The sequence below is a fragment of the Echinicola pacifica DSM 19836 genome (assembly GCF_000373245.1).
Classification (GTDB): domain Bacteria; phylum Bacteroidota; class Bacteroidia; order Cytophagales; family Cyclobacteriaceae; genus Echinicola; species Echinicola pacifica.
Window position 1 is genome coordinate 1,047,718 of record NZ_KB890738.1, and the last position, 17,547, is coordinate 1,065,264.

The following is a 17,547-nucleotide window of genomic DNA, read 5'->3' on the forward strand; positions in this document are numbered from 1 at the left end:
ATAAGGCCAGAGGAGTTCTTCGGGGCGATTCTGCTAATCGGTGGCATAAAAACTACCAATTGTTATGAAAAGAAATTAATTTTAAGCCCTATTATCAGAAACACATATTATGCTAGATATTCTTACTAAAAGCTTGGCAAAGGTATTCGGGACCAAGTCAGATCGAGATATAAAAGAACTTCACCCTTACGTAGCGCTTATTAATAGCGAATACAGCAAACTTTCGTCGATTACAGATGATGAGCTTCGCGGCAAAACCATTGAAATCAAAGGGATCATCAATGAGGACCTAAAGGCCTTTGATGACAATATCCTTTCCTTGCGAGAGCAAATAGCCAGCATGGCCCCGGACAAGGTGCATGAAAAAGATGCCCTGTTTAATGAAATTGATAAGGTCGAGAAAGATAGAAATGAAGCATTGGAAGTAGTCTTGGAAAAGGTGCTTCCTTTGGCTTTTGCGGTGGTCAAGGAAACGGCTCGCCGATTTAAAGAAAATGGTGAATTGACCGTTGCCGTGCAGGATTTTGACCGGGATCTCGCCGCTCGCAAAGGCAATGTGCTGATCGAGGGTGACCGTGCAATCTGGAAGGGTCAGTGGATGGCCGCCGGTACGGAGATAGTCTGGGATATGCTCCACTATGATGTGCAGCTTATCGGTGGGGTGGCTTTGCATAAAGGTAAAATCGCCGAAATGGCCACTGGTGAAGGTAAAACCTTGGTTTCCACCTTGCCCGCCTACCTCAATGCCCTGGCAGGAAGAGGCGTACACATCGTTACCGTCAATGACTACCTAGCCAAAAGGGATAGCGAGTGGAATGCTCCTCTATTTGAGTTCCATGGTTTGACTGTAAACTGTATCGATAAGTTTCAGCCCAACTCTCCCGATAGACGTGCCGCCTATAATAGTGATATTGTCTATGGGACAAATAACGAATTTGGTTTCGATTATTTGAGAGATAATATGGCGAGAAATGCCGATGACCTCGTACAGGGTAAGCATCATTTTGCAATGATCGATGAAGTCGATTCCGTATTGATCGATGATGCCAGGACGCCATTGATCATATCCGGCCCTGTCCCTCGTGGAGATGAGCATGAGTTTTATGATATGAAACCTCGGGTGTCCACCCTTGTGGATGAGCAGCGTAAATTGATTCAGGGTTACCTGGGTGACGCCAAGAAGCTTATCGCTAGCGGTAATGCCAAAGAAGGTGGACTGTCTTTGTTCAGAGCCTTCCGTGGCATGCCTAAGTACAAGCCATTGATTAAGTATCTCTCTGAGCCGGGCATCCGTGTGATCCTCCAAAAAACAGAGAACTACTACCTGCAAGATAATAAGCGGATGATGCCTGAGGCAGATGAGCCGCTGCTCTTCACCATTGATGAGAAAACCAATACCGTCGATCTTACCGATAATGGCATTGAAACCATCACTAAGAAGAACGAAGATAATACCTTCTTTATCCTTCCTGATATCGGAATGGAGATCGCCGAGATGGAGAAGGATAGCACTATTGATGATAAGGAGAAGTTGATTCGGAAAGAGGAGATCATCAAAGACTATGGGGTGAAAGCTCAGCGTATTCATACCGTCAATCAGCTGCTGAAAGCTTATTGCATGTTTGAGAAGGATACCGAGTACATCTTGGTGGATGGAAAAGTGAAGATCGTCGATGAGCAGACCGGTCGTGTGATGGAGGGCCGTCGTTATTCTGATGGATTACACCAGGCGATAGAAGCCAAAGAAAATGTAAAGGTGGAAGATGCGACGCAGACTTATGCGACCATTACCCTACAGAATTATTTCAGAATGTATCACAAACTCTCCGGTATGACCGGTACTGCCGAGACTGAAGCAGGGGAGTTTTGGGAAATATATAAACTGGATGTGGTGGTAATACCTACCAATAAACCTATCCAGCGGAATGATAAAGAGGACATGGTTTTCAAAACCGTGCGGGAGAAGTTTAATGCAGTAGTAGATGAGATCAATCAGCTGACAGATGCTGGGCGACCAGTGTTGGTGGGTACCACCTCGGTGGAGATTTCGGAAGTATTGAGCAGGATGCTCACCCTCAAGAAAATCAAACATCAGGTGCTAAATGCCAAGCAACATGCTCGTGAAGCAGAAGTGGTGGCCGAGGCTGGTAAGCCGGGTACGGTAACCATCGCCACCAATATGGCGGGTCGTGGTACGGATATCAAGCTTACTCCTGAATCCAAAAAAGCAGGTGGTCTTGCGATCATCGGTACTGAGCGACATGAATCCCGACGGGTGGATCGTCAGCTTAGAGGTCGTGCCGGCCGTCAAGGGGATGTAGGTTCCTCTCAGTTCTTTGTGTCCCTGGAGGATAGTCTGATGCGTCTATTCGGTTCTGAGCGTATTGCCAAGCTGATGGATCGTATGGGGCTGGAAGAAGGAGAAGTCATCCAGCACTCGATGATCACCAAGTCCATCGAAAGAGCACAGAAGAAAGTAGAAGAAAATAACTTTGGCGTTCGTAAGCGTTTGCTGGAGTATGATGATGTGATGAACTCCCAGCGGGAGGTGGTCTATAAGAGACGTAAGAATGCCCTGATGGGCGAGAGACTAGAGCTGGATATTCTCAATATCATGTACGATGTGTCTGAGGGTATTGTCGAAATGGCAAAATCTACCGGAGATATGGATGATCTGAGGATGAATATTTATAGTTCTCTAGGAATCGATTATAAGTTTACCGAGGATGATATCAAGTCTAAGCCTGAGCCAGTATTGAGCCAGAAGTTGTTTGAGTCAGCTTATCAAAATTATGTTTCCAAAAACCAGCGAGTGACCGATCGGGCGCTGCCGGTGCTTACCGATGTGTACGAAAAACGTGGCGCTACGGTAAAAGAAATCATGGTTCCGATTACCGATGGGATCAAGCAGATCGGTGTGGTATGTAATCTGGAATCCACCATCACGAATGAGGGCCGCGACCTGATCCGCTCCGTGGAGAAGAATGTAACGCTAGCCATCATTGACCAAAACTGGAAAGAGCACCTCAGAGATATGGATGATCTGAAGCAGTCGGTGCAGAATGCCGTTTACGAGCAGAAAGATCCGTTATTGATCTATAAGTTTGAGGCTTTTGAGATGTTTAAGCGATTTGTGGGTAAGCTGAATGAGGATGTGATCTCCTTCCTAGCCAAGGCCGAGCTTCCTAAGCAAAGCCCCGAGCAGGTAAAAGAAGCTCAGACTCAGCGTCAGCCAGAGCCACAAGTGCAGGCTTCCAAGGAAGAGGCAAACAGCACTCTAAACCCTCATGCCAATAGAGCTGCCGCTGCTGCTGCGGCCGCCAATAGAAGCGCTCAAAAGCAAGTGGTGGCCCCAAGGAAATCAGAGAAATCCTACGGGAGAAATGATAAGGTGACCGTCCAATATCCAAACGGAAGCGTAAAGAAAGACGTGAAATATAAGAGTGTTGAGGAAGATATAATCACTGGAAAATGTGTAATCAGAGAAGATTAATGCGACCGATGAAAAGCTCAGGGGTATTCCTAGCGCTAGTGGTGGGCCTGCTTTCTGCCTGTGCGGGATCTAGTAAGATCAGTAAGTCCGCCGCTGCCTATAAGAATTATGACGAAGACCTGACTTCCTATAGGGCAAGCTATCCAGAGCTGCCTTCGGAGGAGCAGTTGGATCCCTCTAAGCTGGAGGGACCTGTGAGCCAGGATGCCGGTGAAGCGATAGATCAGGACCTACAGATGGCCATGAATCGTGTGGCTCAGGAAAATAAGGACCGCGGAGTTTATAACGGCTTTACCATTATGGTGTATAGTGGCCTGGATAGAGATAAGGCCTTCTCCGCTCGGAATAAGCTGTATAATTCCCTGCCGGAGCAAGTGAAGGTGGAGATGGAATACGAGCAGCCCCGGTATTTGGTGAAGGTGGGTAAGTACCTGAATAAAATTGAGGCGCAGCCGCTATACAATACCATCAAGCAGGAGTTTTCTACTGCCAGAATTATCCAGCAGCGCTTTGGCGATAAGCCTCAGGAAGTGCTAGAACCAGAAGCGCAATAAGCTAATGTTAAAAGATAAAGTGAAAAGTCTGGCCAAAAAATACCTTGACCAGACGGTAGAAATACGCAGACATATTCATGCTCATCCGGAGTTGTCTTTTGAGGAGCACAATACCTGCCAGTATGTGGAGAAGCAGCTGCATGACATCGGGATTACCGCTATTGAGCGGAAGGCGAATACGGGCCTGGTCGTTCTGATCGAAGGAAGGAATCCCGCAAAGAAAGTCATTGCGCTGAGAGGAGACATGGATGCCCTGCCGATAATAGAGGAGAACGAGGTGCCCTATAAGTCCACCAATCCTGGCGTGATGCATGCTTGTGGCCATGATGTCCATACCGCTTCATTATTAGGCGCTGCGCGAATATTATTTGAACTCAGGGACCAGTTTGAAGGTACTGTCAAATTGATTTTTCAACCTGGAGAGGAGAAGATCCCCGGAGGAGCTTCTTTGATGATAAAAGATAATGCGCTGCAAAATCCCCGGCCATCAGGAATCATCGGGCAACATGTGATGCCCTTGATCGATGCTGGTAAAGTGGGATTCCGCAAGGGAATGTATATGGCCAGTGCCGATGAACTTTACCTTACCGTAAAAGGTAAAGGTGGCCATGGTGCTATGCCTGAGACCTTGGTGGATCCTGTTTTGATAGCCTCACATATTATAGTGGCACTTCAGCAGGTGGTCAGCAGAAACGCCAGCCCAAAGATCCCTTCCGTACTTTCTTTTGGAAGAGTGGAGGCCTTAGGGGCAACCAATGTCATCCCAAATGAGGTGAAAATCCAAGGTACCTTCCGTACTCTTGATGAAAACTGGCGTGCCAGTGCTCATAAGAAAATGGTAAAGATCGCCGAAGGTCTTGCCGAGGGCATGGGAGGAGAAGTGGACTTTGAAGTGCGTAAGGGTTATCCTTTTTTGAAAAATGCCCCCGAACTTACCGATAGAGCTAGAAATGCGGCGGTTGACTTCCTTGGGGAAGAAAATGTGGAGGACCTGGATATATGGATGGCCGCAGAGGACTTCTCCTATTATACCCAAGAGCTGGATGGATGCTTCTATCGATTAGGAATTAGAAATGAAGAGAAGGGCATCATCAGTGGTGTTCATACTCCGACCTTTGATATTGACGAGAGTGCATTGGAGGTAGGGGCCGGCCTTATGGCCTGGATTGCCATCCATGAGCTCTCCAGCGTGTCCTAAAACCCAAAACTCCTAGTGCTGTGACCTTATTGCAGATTTGATGAGGCGCTGAGCATTAATTAGGTTTAACTTTTAGATTGAAATCAGTAATGAAAAAAAATCATTTCTTAGCACTTTGCCTAAGCCTTTTTGTGGTTGGGAATTCATTTGGTTGGGGCAAAACCGGCCATAGAGTCGTAGGTCAGATTGCCGAATGGCATCTAAGTAATAAAGCCCTAAAAAATATAGGGCAGATTCTAGGGCCAGAATCACTGGCTATGTCTGCTAATTGGATGGATGAGATCCGCTCTGACAATGCTTATTCTTATACCTATACCTGGCATTACCTGACCGTCCATGAAGGCAGAGGCTATCAGCCTGAGCTGCAGGAAAAAGACGGTGATGCCTATGAGGTCATGCAGAAGCTGATCGATGAGCTCAAAAATCACCCGCTATCTGATAACAAAAAGGCTGAAAATATAAGAATGCTCGTGCATATCGTAGGCGATCTTCATCAGCCTCTACATGTGGGGACTGGCGAAGATAAAGGAGGAAACGAAGTAGATGTATATTATTTTAATCAGAAAACAAACCTTCATACGGTTTGGGATAGCAAGATAATCGATCATCAGCAACTTAGTTTTACCGAATGGTCCGCCCATCTCAATCGTCGGGCAGATCAGAAAACGGTGGATAAATTGCAGGCGGCGCCATTTTCTCAGTGGCTGTCAGAAGCAGTACAGCTAAGAGCGATCGTATATAATCTGCCAGAAAGTAAAAGACTATCCTATCGCTATGATTATGAAACGGTGTCGATCATTGAAGAGCGGTTACTCGCCGGCGGCATCCGCCTGGCAGGAATCCTGAATGATATCTATGGTTGAGGGATTTACAGATAGCTGAAATAATCAATTCGCTGCCCTTCTGGAATAGCATTACCATTAAGCCATAATAATTTTATTATGGCTTTTTTATTGATTGGTAATATTTACCAATTGCAGTTTATTTATTAAAGGCGCTAATTTTTTGCCCTTGAAATGAGGCTTACTTACTGGAAATAGCCTATATCAAGGCTAGATTAAAGCCTGTTTGAGATAAAATTTTCTTTTGATTAGCCCAAGCGCCCAAATCACTGGAATTATGCTTTCATTTATTAAATAATGCTTTTTGAATACAATTAATAGTTTTTTAAAAATTAGTAGTCCTAAAATGGCTACTTTTGCACTGTTCGATTTCCAGTTTTATTTAATTCAATTTAGGTAAGTTCTGCACTATAGGGGTAGAACTGTGCGTGGGAGTTCGGATGAGCATTATATTTTGTAATACAGTAAGGACTAAAATGCTCTTTGCTGGACTTATTATAAATGCTTTTTCCGGATTAATGTATCTTTTTCTAAGGTCTTTTAAAGAAATTTTGAAAGATCAAACACTATCCGTTTCACAAAAATAAAGCAAAGCTGTCAGGTCTTCGGACCTTGATCTAATACCATTTCTATCAGAACTAAGCCAGGTCAATAATAAAGGCCTCTGGCAAACTACTTAGTTCCTTTGCGCATGGCGCGCAGCATCAAACTAAAAACTACACTCTCTTATAATATTATGAAAAAAAATCTAATCTATTTTCTAGCACTAGTTTTCTTAACTGCTGCTTGTGTGCAGGAGGAATCTGATTCTCCTGAAATGGGAAGAGTAAGCTTCTCTAAAATTGTATTTGACGCTATGGAGGCCTATTCTCCTTCCAGCAAGGTAAGCGCGTCCTCCTCTTGGGAGCATGTCCTTCCAGAAACCGCCACATTGCTAATTACCAATAATTCCACTGGCGACGAATACTCTTTAGAGTATAGCCCTAAAAACTTATTGGCAGGAGCTGAAATTGTTCTTCCTTTTGGAGAATACACCTATTATACCAAAGTGTGGGGCCCCAGCGAGGCTAAGTTTTTACCTTATACCATCAATGGTGAATTTGAACTGGCGACCAATGATTTGGACTTGACGGTTTATGCAACCACCAAGTTTGGCCTGATTACTTTGGATGCTACGAATGTATCCGAGGCTCATTTGGATGGCAATGTCGCTCTGGAGCGCACCGAAGATGGTGCTTTTTACTACCTATATATAGTAAAAGAAAATATGCGTACGCTTTCTGTAGTGGAGAACTTCAACCAAAACACCCTTCAGCAGTCCATTACACTTAAGGGCTTTCATCATTATCATTTCCAATTGGAATTGGATGAAGATGAGTCAGGGGTGAATCTTATCCACTTGAATCTTGGTGAGTTCTACTTTGATTTTGATAATATCAATATTGTAGGGGACGGTGAACTGGTTGAGGATGCGGATGGCAATTCCTATGAAACGGTAAAGATCGGTGATCAATATTGGATGGCTGAAAACCTTAGAGCTTCTACCTATTGCAATGGTGAGTCGATCGCTAAGCTTGATCTACCTATGAAGTGGGAGGATAATAAGGAGACCGAATTTGTATTGGTTCGAGAGGATAGCTATACGGACGCTGTACATTATTATTACCCTGAAGCTGTAGCCAAAAGTGAGGACAATATCTGTCCTTGTGGCTGGAGAGTGGGGACTGACGAGGATTGGTTAGAATTAGAATCTTTCTTGGGTATGCCTGAAAGCGAATTTTATCAGTCTGATTTTACTAATCAAAGAGGAAGCAATGCTGAAATAGCCGACAAGATGATGGCTGTGGACTGGAAAGATATTTACCCTGGCGATATCCGTGAGGTATTTCCTAACAATTCCTCAAAATTCACTGCATATCCTGCCGGTGGGGTTGATTTTGAATATGACAGTGACAATTATTTCCATATCAACCGATTTTCTGTGGCCACCTGGCACAGCGTAAGCGATGGCTCATCTCTTTTAGCCCGCGCCTTATTCCCTTTCGCCAATGGCGTGTATGATGGATCAGGAATCAGCCGAAGCCGCTCTCGTTATGGTAAGTATTTGCCAATCCGTTGTGTGAAAGAATAGTCTTGATCTTTAAGTAAAGATAAGTGGGGTAACAACCGATCAGGCTTTTTGCTATCACTAAGTGATAAGCTTGGTAAGCAAAAGACCAATCAGCTATCTTAAAAATTATAAGGCTCTGTACAGGCTGAACAGCTTGTACAGAGCTATTAAAAGCCATCTTAACTTCCTCCTTTCTGAAAAACATCAGTCAGGAGCGCAAGCTTGAGATGGTTTTTTTTTTGTAACAGGGAAGTAAGGACTTCGGACTTTATAGGACCACCCTTAAGAAAGTTTAGAATTTTGGGTGTTTAACAGACCCTGGCATTATCATTAAATTCGCTTTAATCTTTTCTTAAGTCCTAAACTGTTTCGTAGGGAGATTGAGAGCCATTCACACAAGAAATAAGGAGATAATACCTCAAGGGTTTGTGGTAGTTTCGGCGATGCTTTGAGCCTTGGTATTGCCTTTGGCAAAGGATATATTTATTTTTCTGGCCTAAGTAGGTTAGGCTATTTTACCTCAAAAGCGGTGGCCTGGCACCGTCTTCATTGTTCTTTAATAAAAATTCTAATCTCAGTCAGGAAGTAGGCATAAAAAAAACGGAGGATCGTTTACCAATCCTCCGCTTCAGTAGGTTTTAGAAACCTTTAGTTTTTCTTTTTAGCATCTTTCATCGGGTTGCTGCCAGAGGCTGCTCCACGAGGTCCGGACTCTCTTTTGAATAGCTCAAATCGTGTAGGGACATCTCTTCTTGGGAAATAATTATTTTCCTCATCGATATCCGCTGTTTCACGGTAGGGGTCCAGGACTATAGATTCCAGGTCCTTTTCTTTAGGGAAGACCTTGGTCACTTCTGTTTCATTCATTTTCCATACATAAGCAGGAATTCGCTCTATTTCCGAACTGCCATCGGTATAGTTAAACTGGATGATCAGAGGCATCACCAGGCCGCCCACATTCCTGAAGGTCAATTCATAATAATTCAAACCGCTATTGAAAAGCTCTTTTTCACGGGAATTTAGGCTAGACATGAAGTCATTGTATTGCTTCTTGTCGGATGGGCTCACCGAGAATCGATCATAGCTATTGTAGAAGTCACGCGTGGCAGGGTCTCTTTCCACCACTGTTTCTGCGATGTCTTTCTCATTTCGTGTGCGTGACAGATAGGTTTCTTCTTTCTGGTAAGCTTCCGCTTCGGCTTTCATTTTTTCTTCAGGACTTCTATTGTCCAGCTTATACCAATTTACTGTTTCCAGGGAGATGTCCACAGGCTCAGTCCCAAAGAACCAACCTCTCCAAAACCAATCAAGGTCCACCGCAGAGGCATCTTCCATGGTGCGGAAGAAGTCATCCGGAGTAGGGTGTTTAAATTTCCATCGTTGAGCATATTGCTTAAATGCGAAATCAAACAGCTCTCTTCCCATGATCGTCTCACGAAGAATGTTCAATGCGGTAGCTGGTTTAGCGTAAGCATTGGCGCCAAACTGAATGATATTCTCACTATTGGTCATGATAGGCTCCAGGTATTGCTTCTCACTGCGCATATAATCGACGATTTTGTGCGCAGGGCCTCGTCTGCTTGGATAATTGCGGTCCCACTCCTGTTCTGCCAGGAACTGCATGAAAGTGTTGAGTCCCTCATCCATCCAGGTCCACTGACGTTCGTCAGAATTGACGATCATCGGGAAGAAATTATGGCCTACTTCGTGAATGATCACTGATATCATTCCATATTTAATGGCTTCAGAATAGGTGCCATCCTTGTCTGGTCTTCCGTAGTTGAAGCAGATCATCGGGTACTCCATGCCATTGGCCGCTTCCACAGAGATGGCGGTAGGGTAAGGGTAATCGAATGTTCTGGAAGAATAAGATTTTAAGGTATGTGCTACTGCGCGGGTAGAATATTGCTCATATAGAGGATTGGCTTCTTTGGCATAGTAAGACATGGCCATGACGTTTTTGTCACCTACATCCACTGCCATCGCATCCCAAATGAATTTACGGGAGGAAGTCCAGGCAAAGTCACGTACATTCTCGGCTTCGAATACCCAGGTTTTGCTGCCAGAGGCCTTTCCTTTTTCGAGCTTCTCGGCTTCATTCTGAGTTCTGATGATTACTGGATTGTCAAAAGTCTCTTTTGCTTTGTTCCAGCGATCCAGTTCGGTGTCGTTGAGGACTTCTTCAGGATTGGTAAGTACGCCCGTGGCTCCCACCATATGGTCAGCTGGTACGGTGATACTTACTTTATAATTGCCGAAGGTAAGGGCAAATTCACCTCTTCCATAGAACTGCTTATTTTGCCAGCCCTGGAAGTCCGAGTAAACGGCCATCCGTGGAAACCACTCCGCTAAGGTGTAGAGGTAGTTTTCGTCTTCTTCGAAGTATTCATAGCCCGGGCGACCACCGATGAAGGAGGTACGGTCATGAATATTGAAGCTCCAGTCGATAGTGAACTCTAGTTCTTCACCGGCTTTTAGCGGTGAAGCGAGGTCCACTCTCATCATGGTTTCGTTGATGGCTACAGGGATGTCATTTCCGCTGGCATCTTTGACGCTAAGGATCTTATACCCGAGGTCCTGATCATGCCAAAGGATACCCTCTAGCTGACGAAGGGACATCTGGTCGGTGATTTTGCTGGGGCTGGCTTTTTGGCTTTCGGCATCCTTGGAGCGTTGGTTTTGGTCCAGCTGTATCCATAGATAGTCGAGTTGGTCAGGGCTATTATTGATATAAGTTACCTTTTCGCTGCCTTTGATGGATTGGTTTTTATCATCCAGCTCCACCGTAATATCATAATTTGCTTGCTGCTGCCAGTAGAGATGCCCGGGGGCTCCGGAGGCGGTACGATATACATTGGGTGATCGAAGCATGGGCCCTAGCTGCTCAAAGCGCTCAGCATGGTTTTGTTCACTGTGCTGCGCCATTGCTTGTTGGCATAGAGCCAAGGGTACAGCCAGGAAATAAAGAAGTCTTTTCATATCTCCGCTATAATTGAGGGTAATGTAAAATATTAACTTATTTGCGTCAAAAAACGCCTGTTATTTTGGGTTTGAATATTTTTTCTTGTGAATATAAAATAAAATAACCCTACTTTATAATCTATTCAAGGTAATTGTCTCTAAATGATCACTTTTAGACCCTGTAAATCATTTTTTACCAGTAAGCGGCATCTATTATCATCATAATTGACATTCCCAGTACGATGGAGGATATGATCAAGGCCCATTCCTTACGATTGGCACCTAGAATCCCGATGGAAATGGAGGAGACAATGATAAATATGCCGACTATGGCCAATTGACCTACTTCCAGACCCAGGTTGAAGGCGAGAAGGGGTTCCCAGATGGAGCTTTCCCGGCCTAGCAGAGACCTTAGGTAATTAGAAAATCCCAATCCGTGGATGAGACCAAAAAATAAGGCAAATATATAGTTGGCCTGAATTCCATTTCCACTGGAAGGCCGAGGTTTCAGTATATTGAAAAAAGCGGTGATGGCGATGGTCACGGGAATAAGAAATTCAATCAGATTGCTATTGATGCTCACGATCTTCAAGGTGGCCAGAGCCAGGGTGATGGAATGTCCGATAGTGAAGGCGGTCACCAGCACCAGGATCTTCTTCCAATCCCGGAGAAGATAGATGGCGCATAAAGCAATGACAAATAAAATGTGATCAAAACCTCTAAGGTCTAGGATATGCTCTATCCCTAGTTGGAAGTATGCCTGAAACTGACTCATGTAGTATTTCGTTTGTCCAAATGGCAATTCGCCTTCCCAAAACAACTGTTATTTTATTTATTTAAAATGCAGTTTTTGTGGGGATAGAAACAATGGACTTTATTTTTATTTGGTTTAGCAAAAACAGGTTGTAATATTACTCTTAAATTCGGATAATAAATAACAAACACTTAGTAAATGTTCTATAATTATATAGCTTATATATGCCTAGGATGGGCGGTTTGGTTCCATCCTTTTTACATTAGCGTGACCGATTTCCGCTATAACGAAGAGCATAAAACGCTGGAGATGTCCCAGAAGATTTTTTGGGATGATCTGGAGCTGGCACTGACGAATATGGCTGGCGCCAAAGTTGATTTTTTGAATCCTGCTAATCCTCCAAGGCTGGACAGCTTAGTCAAGCACTACCTGATTTCAAATAACCAAATCACCATAAATGGCAAAGAAGCTTCCCTCAGCTACCTTGGTTTTGAGGTGGAGGAAGATGCTGCTTGGTTCTACCTGGAGGCTGAGCAGGTGGACAGGCCAATAAAAGTGGAAGTGAAAACCACCATCCTTACCAGTGATTTTCCCGACCAGAGGAATATGATCAATTTCTATTTGAATAAAAGACCTAAGAGCCTCATCCTTAATTTGGATAAAGACACTGGGGTATTGAATTTTGAATAAGGATTTGCCTTAACCTCTGAGAATCCACTTCATCATTGTCTTTACAAGACCTTTGGTTTTGAGACCGTATGGAGGGTAAAGCAGTCTGGGTAGCGTTTTGCCTGTACGTTGTTTGAGTACAGACTTGGGATTGCTAAAAGCCATAAAGCCCGCTTGGCCATGTCCGCGGCCCTGGCCACTTCTGCCTACCCCGCCAAAGGGGAGCTCATTATGGACAAATTGTATATTGCAATCATTGATGACTAGAGAGCCAGAGCTTGTCCTGCTGCGAAAGAGTTCTTCCACATATTCTTCTTTGGTAAATACATAGACCGAAAGTGGCTTATACCGGTTCTGGATATCCTCTATTACCTCGTCCAGCTGGTGGTAGGTGAGAATGGGAAGTATAGGCCCAAAAATCTCCTCCTGCATTATTTGCATGTTTTCGCTGATCTGGTCGATCAAGGTAGGAGCAAAGAATTTATTGTCAATAGAATACTTGCCTCCTTCCAGCAGTCTGGCGCCTTTGTTTTGAGCATCGTTAAGCAGGTCTTGCAGGCGTATCATATGGTTTTCGTTGACGATACGGCCATAGTCCTTCGTCTGGTCATATCCTTTTTCCTTAGGGTTATAGCTGGCCCGTAATTGCTCAATTAGCAAGCTTATAAATTCTTCATAATTGGCTTCGTGCACATAGACATGATCAGGAGCAATGCAGGTTTGCCCGCAATTCATGAATTTCCCCGCTATGATCTTCCTTGCGGCATCCTTCAGGTCATAACCCTTATCAATGACCACTGGGCATTTTCCTCCAAGCTCCAGAGTGACTGAGCTTAGGTTTTTGGCCGCGGCCTTCATGATTACTTTGCCCACCTTGGTGCTTCCTGTAAAGAAGATATGGTCAAACGGCAAGGTCAATAAATCCTCAGTAACGGATACCCCCCCTTCATAGACCATCACATCTTCTGGCAAAAAGACCTCCGCCACGAGCCTGCGAATCAGGGCTGAGCTGTGTGGAGTATGCTCAGAGGGTTTTAGGAATACAGAACATCCCGCAGCAATCGCTGAGACCAAAGGCCCTATGCAAAGGCTAAAGGGATAGTTCCAGGGAGAAATAATCAAAGCAACCCCTTTAGGCTCTGCCTGGATATATGCCTGGGTGCCCATCATTATTGACGGCGTCTTTACCGCATGAGGCCCAGCCCATTTCTTCAGGTTCTTTAGGGCGTGATTGATTTCCATCACCACAAAGCTCGTTTCGGTAATATTTGCCTCCGTGGATGGCTTCTTAAGATCCGAATATAGCGCTTTCTCGATCTCTTTCTGATGATCTTTGATCCATTCCTTCAGCCTTAGCAGCCTGTTTAGGCGATCTTGTAGAGGACTTGTCCTGTTTTTTTTCGCCTTATCTATCTGATTATTAAATATTTCTTCTGTCATGATCCTGAATATTGATCCCTAGAGTGAATTTATTTTCTCTACACTACAAGTTAAAAATTTAAATGAAAAAGGGATAGTTTATTTTAAATAACCCGTCGTATAGTACATTATTATATAGGTTTATTTCTATTTGCGCAATTCCTGTATGTATTACGATTATATTAAAACGCATTTCATGCCGAAAATATTGCTTTTCATTTTTGTTAAGAGAAGCAGAAATGTGTATGTTTACAGCAAGAACTACTGTGAATATAATTATCTATTCCTCTGATTATTTGATAATTGGCAAAATTGCAGGCCGGGATTGAATTTACGGAAGCAGGATGCCTTTTCAATAATAAAGAGACTACTATAACAAATCTACTATGAGAACACTTTTAATTAACTCATTGTTGATTGTTGGAGCTTATTTTTTTCCAACATCAGCAATAGCAAGCAACAATCCTACCGAAGGATTTTCTGAAGAACCAGCACTTTCCATGGAGCTGTCTTCTACCTATGAGGACAGCAATGCCGATGGGGAGTATAGCGATGGGGATTTTATTTACTATTCCTTCACACTGAGCAATACAGGCTCTGCAGATTTAAGGGATTTTACTCTAAGCTCCTCGCTGGGGCAGACTAGCGGAAATCTATCTTCTTTAGCAGCCGGCGACACCGACAGCGAGTCTTTTAGCGCCAAATACCAGCTCAGCCAAGAGGATATTGATGGAGGTGGGATAGCCCTTACTTTTACTATGAAAGCTTCCACTGCCACGGCTGAGGCTGTAGAGGTCTCCGTGGAGAGCGTTATGGATATTTATGTTCAAGGAGCCATCAAGCTTACCAAAACAGGTACGTATTATGATGCTGATCAGAATGGGATTTTAAATCATGGAGATGAGATTCACTATTCTTTTGTAGTGAAAAACAGCTGTCATATTAGCTTGGCAGAGGTCATGATAGAGGATGAAAAAGTAGAGGTTCTCGGAGGTCCCATTTCCCTGGCGCCGGGACAAAAGGATAAAACCAGTTTCACGGCTATTTATACCATAAGCCAGGAGGATATTCTGGCTGGTAAAGTCGTCAATAAGGCCACCGCCATCGGAGTCAATCCTCATGGGGAATTGATTAAGAATAGTGATACCCATACGCTGATACTGGAAGTGGACAAGGACCTACTATGCATTGAAAAGACCTCTGATACTCGCAATACCGTGGTCGGAGCACAGTTCAATTATACCATCTCTATTACCAATCATGCGAAATTTGCTTTTGAAAATCTAAGCATTAAAGATGAGATGCCAGAAATATTACTTTTAGTTTCCAGCTCCCATTCTTTTGTGGAAGAAAACCATTGGAAGATTGATAGAATTGAGGCGGGAGAGACGGTGGAGATCGAGCTGACCGTCATGGCAATGATGGAAGGGGAAGCAGTGAATAAGGCCCATTTGACTGTAGGGGAGTATTGCTTAGTGGCCAAGGCCAAAAAAGTATGCATCTGCGGTGGAGAAATGGATCTTGCCATAACCAAAACCTCCAATGGGACTAAAATATTCCAGGGAGATACATTTGAATATTCCATTCATGTGACCAATCAGGGAAAAACCGCAGCGAGCGAAGTGGTGATTACCGACTTCCTGCCCTCCAACCTTGACTATATCTCCTCAAGCTATGTGCTCGATGGTAAAGTCCAGGAGCTGACCGAAGAATACACTGGCATGACCGTCATATGGAGTTTGCCTGAGCTTGCCGCTGGGGAATCTCTGGACATTACGCTGGTCGTGGTAGCGAATAAAACTGGGAAAATACTCAATAAAGTAATGGTCGAAGCTCTGCAGGAAGATGCAGACACCAAAAATAACGAGGATACTGACCTCAATGAAGTATTGGAATTGTTCATTCCAAATGTGTTTACACCTGGCAGAAAAGATGGCATCAACGACACCTTTGTCGTGCGTGGAGTAAATCAGTTTCCTACATCAGAACTTACCGTCATGAGCCGATGGGGTGATCATGTTTTCGAAAAGGAAAATTATCAGAATGATTGGACAGCAGAAGGACTGGCATCAGGAGCGTATTATTACGTGCTCAAAGCCACCGATTCGGAAGGTAGAAATCATATTTTTAAAGGCTGGGTGCAGGTGATTAAGTCCCAGGCTTCTATTAGTGAACAATAAAAAATCCAAGGTTATGAAGCGAATTTTTAAAATTGCTATGCTGTGTTGTCTGGTGCTACTTGCAGGGGTAAGCAGCTCCCAAGCCCAACAGCTTCCTCAATACAGCCAATATATCTTCAATGGTCTAAGCATCAATCCTGCCTATGCAGGCTATAAGGGCGTTCCATATATACAGTCCACCTATAGAAGCCAATGGTCAAACTATCCGGGAGCTCCTAAGACCTTTTCCATTAGCGCCGACTTAAGTGCCAATGAGGGGAGAATGGGCTTTGGTGCATCCATTGTGTCTGATCAGCTAGGCCCTTCCAATAGCTTATCAGCCTTGGTATCCTATGCTTATCGAATTCAGACCGGAGATTATTCCTTCTTTAGTATGGGCATAAGTGCCGGGGTTTCTGAATATGCCATCGATGGATCTCAACTGAGACCTGATGAGAATGGTGATCCTGATATCCCAGAGGGAAAGGTTAATACTTTTACGCCTGATATGAATGTGGGCCTATTCTTTAATAACCGGAAGTTTTTTGCCGGACTAAGTGTGTTTAATCTCGTGGGACAAAAATCATTGGAAAGAAAGGATATTTCACTGGCTTACCATGACCTTCATTATTATTTTACCGCTGGTACCATCATGCCTATTTCTGCCAATGTCAAATTTAAACCTTCTGTTTTGATTAAGGATTCTAAGGGTAGTCCAACTAATTTTGACCTCAATGGGATGTTTTTATTTTTCGAATCTTTTTGGGCTGGAGCATCTTACAGATCTAATTTGGGTAATGGAAATGAAGCCCTTCCAGAGAGCCTTTCTAAGCGGAATTCTGTCGCTGCCATTCTAGAGATCTTCGCTACAAAGCACCTGCGCATTGGATATGCCTATGATCATAATACCAATATTTTGAGTAACTTGAGAAATAACTCTCATGAGATTTCTGTGGGCTATTATATTTTGCCGACAAATAATAGAATTAAAAACCAAAGGTGGTTCTGATATGAAATCAATTTTTAAATTATCTTTTTTAGTAATCTTTCTTTTTGCTAATCATGTCTCAAACGCGCAGAATGCGCTTTTACGTTACGCAGATAAACAGTACGGTCTGTACAATTACGAGGAGTCAGCGGATGGCTATGTAAAGGCCTACCATAAGAAGGAGCGCTACCGCTCCGCCAAAGGAGCAGCCGAAAGCTATGAGCGTATGGGCAATTATACTTCCGCCTATGACTGGTGGGAGAAGACCGTGGGCTATGAACAGGCAGTGACCTCTGACTATGTGCACCTGGCAGGCAGTGCCAACCGGATAGGCAAGCTGGAGGAAGTGCTAATGGGCCTGGATACGCTTTCTGAGCGTGAGGGCCTGGATAAGTTTAGC

General features: G+C 44.0%; 11 protein-coding genes and 1 pseudogene. 9 read left to right on the top strand and 3 right to left on the bottom strand.

Translation table 11 applies throughout. The features are described 5' to 3' along the window. Positions 1–109 precede the first annotated feature (109 nt). From secA to B050_RS0104500, 5 genes are all read left to right on the top strand, one after another. Positions 110–3,493: a preprotein translocase subunit SecA gene (secA, locus tag B050_RS0104480; RefSeq protein ID WP_018472695.1), complete on the top strand. Its 3,384-nt coding sequence runs from the start codon at positions 110–112 to the stop codon at positions 3,491–3,493. 8 nt (positions 3,494–3,501) lie between these two features. Further along, on the top strand, positions 3,502–4,047 hold the full coding sequence (locus B050_RS0104485) for a hypothetical protein (RefSeq protein WP_018472696.1): 546 nt from the start codon (positions 3,502–3,504) through the stop codon (positions 4,045–4,047). Between the two features lie 4 nt (positions 4,048–4,051). Next, a complete protein-coding gene (locus tag B050_RS0104490) occupies positions 4,052–5,245 on the top strand; it encodes a M20 metallopeptidase family protein (protein ID WP_018472697.1) in 1,194 nt (397 codons plus the stop codon). An 89-nt stretch (positions 5,246–5,334) separates the two neighbouring features. Further along, on the top strand, positions 5,335–6,108 hold the full coding sequence (locus tag B050_RS0104495) for a S1/P1 nuclease (RefSeq protein WP_018472698.1): 774 nt from the start codon (positions 5,335–5,337) through the stop codon (positions 6,106–6,108). Positions 6,109–6,823: 715 nt separating this feature from the next. Next, positions 6,824–8,218, top strand: a complete 1,395-nt coding sequence (locus B050_RS0104500; protein ID WP_157492527.1) for a fibrobacter succinogenes major paralogous domain-containing protein — start codon at positions 6,824–6,826, stop codon at positions 8,216–8,218. 627 nt (positions 8,219–8,845) lie between these two features. Here the strand turns inward: B050_RS0104500 and B050_RS0104505 are convergent. Together B050_RS0104505 and B050_RS0104510 are read right to left on the bottom strand one after the other, a co-directional pair. Then, the gene (locus tag B050_RS0104505; protein WP_026235629.1) at positions 8,846–11,176 is read right to left on the bottom strand and encodes a M1 family metallopeptidase; all 2,331 of its coding nucleotides are present in this window, start codon (positions 11,174–11,176) and stop codon (positions 8,846–8,848) included. A 175-nt stretch (positions 11,177–11,351) separates the two neighbouring features. Continuing rightward, positions 11,352–11,933, bottom strand: a complete 582-nt coding sequence (locus B050_RS0104510; RefSeq protein WP_018472701.1) for a HupE/UreJ family protein — start codon at positions 11,931–11,933, stop codon at positions 11,352–11,354. A 177-nt stretch (positions 11,934–12,110) separates the two neighbouring features. Between B050_RS0104510 and B050_RS0104515 the strand changes: the two genes are divergently transcribed. Beyond that, positions 12,111–12,602, top strand: coding sequence for a DUF6702 family protein (locus tag B050_RS0104515; protein ID WP_018472702.1), 492 nt, complete (start codon positions 12,111–12,113; stop codon positions 12,600–12,602). A gap of 9 nt (positions 12,603–12,611) precedes the next feature. Here the strand turns inward: B050_RS0104515 and B050_RS0104520 are convergent, their stop codons facing one another. Continuing rightward, the gene (locus B050_RS0104520) at positions 12,612–14,021 is read right to left on the bottom strand and encodes an aldehyde dehydrogenase family protein (RefSeq protein ID WP_018472703.1); all 1,410 of its coding nucleotides are present in this window, start codon (positions 14,019–14,021) and stop codon (positions 12,612–12,614) included. A gap of 365 nt (positions 14,022–14,386) precedes the next feature. On the opposite strand from B050_RS0104520, the gene B050_RS22825 reads away from it, so the two are divergent. From B050_RS22825 to B050_RS0104535, 3 genes and pseudogenes are all read left to right on the top strand, one after another. Next, a complete protein-coding gene (locus B050_RS22825; protein ID WP_083923235.1) occupies positions 14,387–16,180 on the top strand; it encodes a DUF7507 domain-containing protein in 1,794 nt (597 codons plus the stop codon). 13 nt (positions 16,181–16,193) lie between these two features. Further along, the gene (locus tag B050_RS0104530; RefSeq protein ID WP_026235630.1) at positions 16,194–17,168 is read left to right on the top strand and encodes a PorP/SprF family type IX secretion system membrane protein; all 975 of its coding nucleotides are present in this window, start codon (positions 16,194–16,196) and stop codon (positions 17,166–17,168) included. A gap of 1 nt (position 17,169) precedes the next feature. Further along, positions 17,170–17,547, top strand: a pseudogene (locus tag B050_RS0104535) (hypothetical protein); the annotation flags it as partial.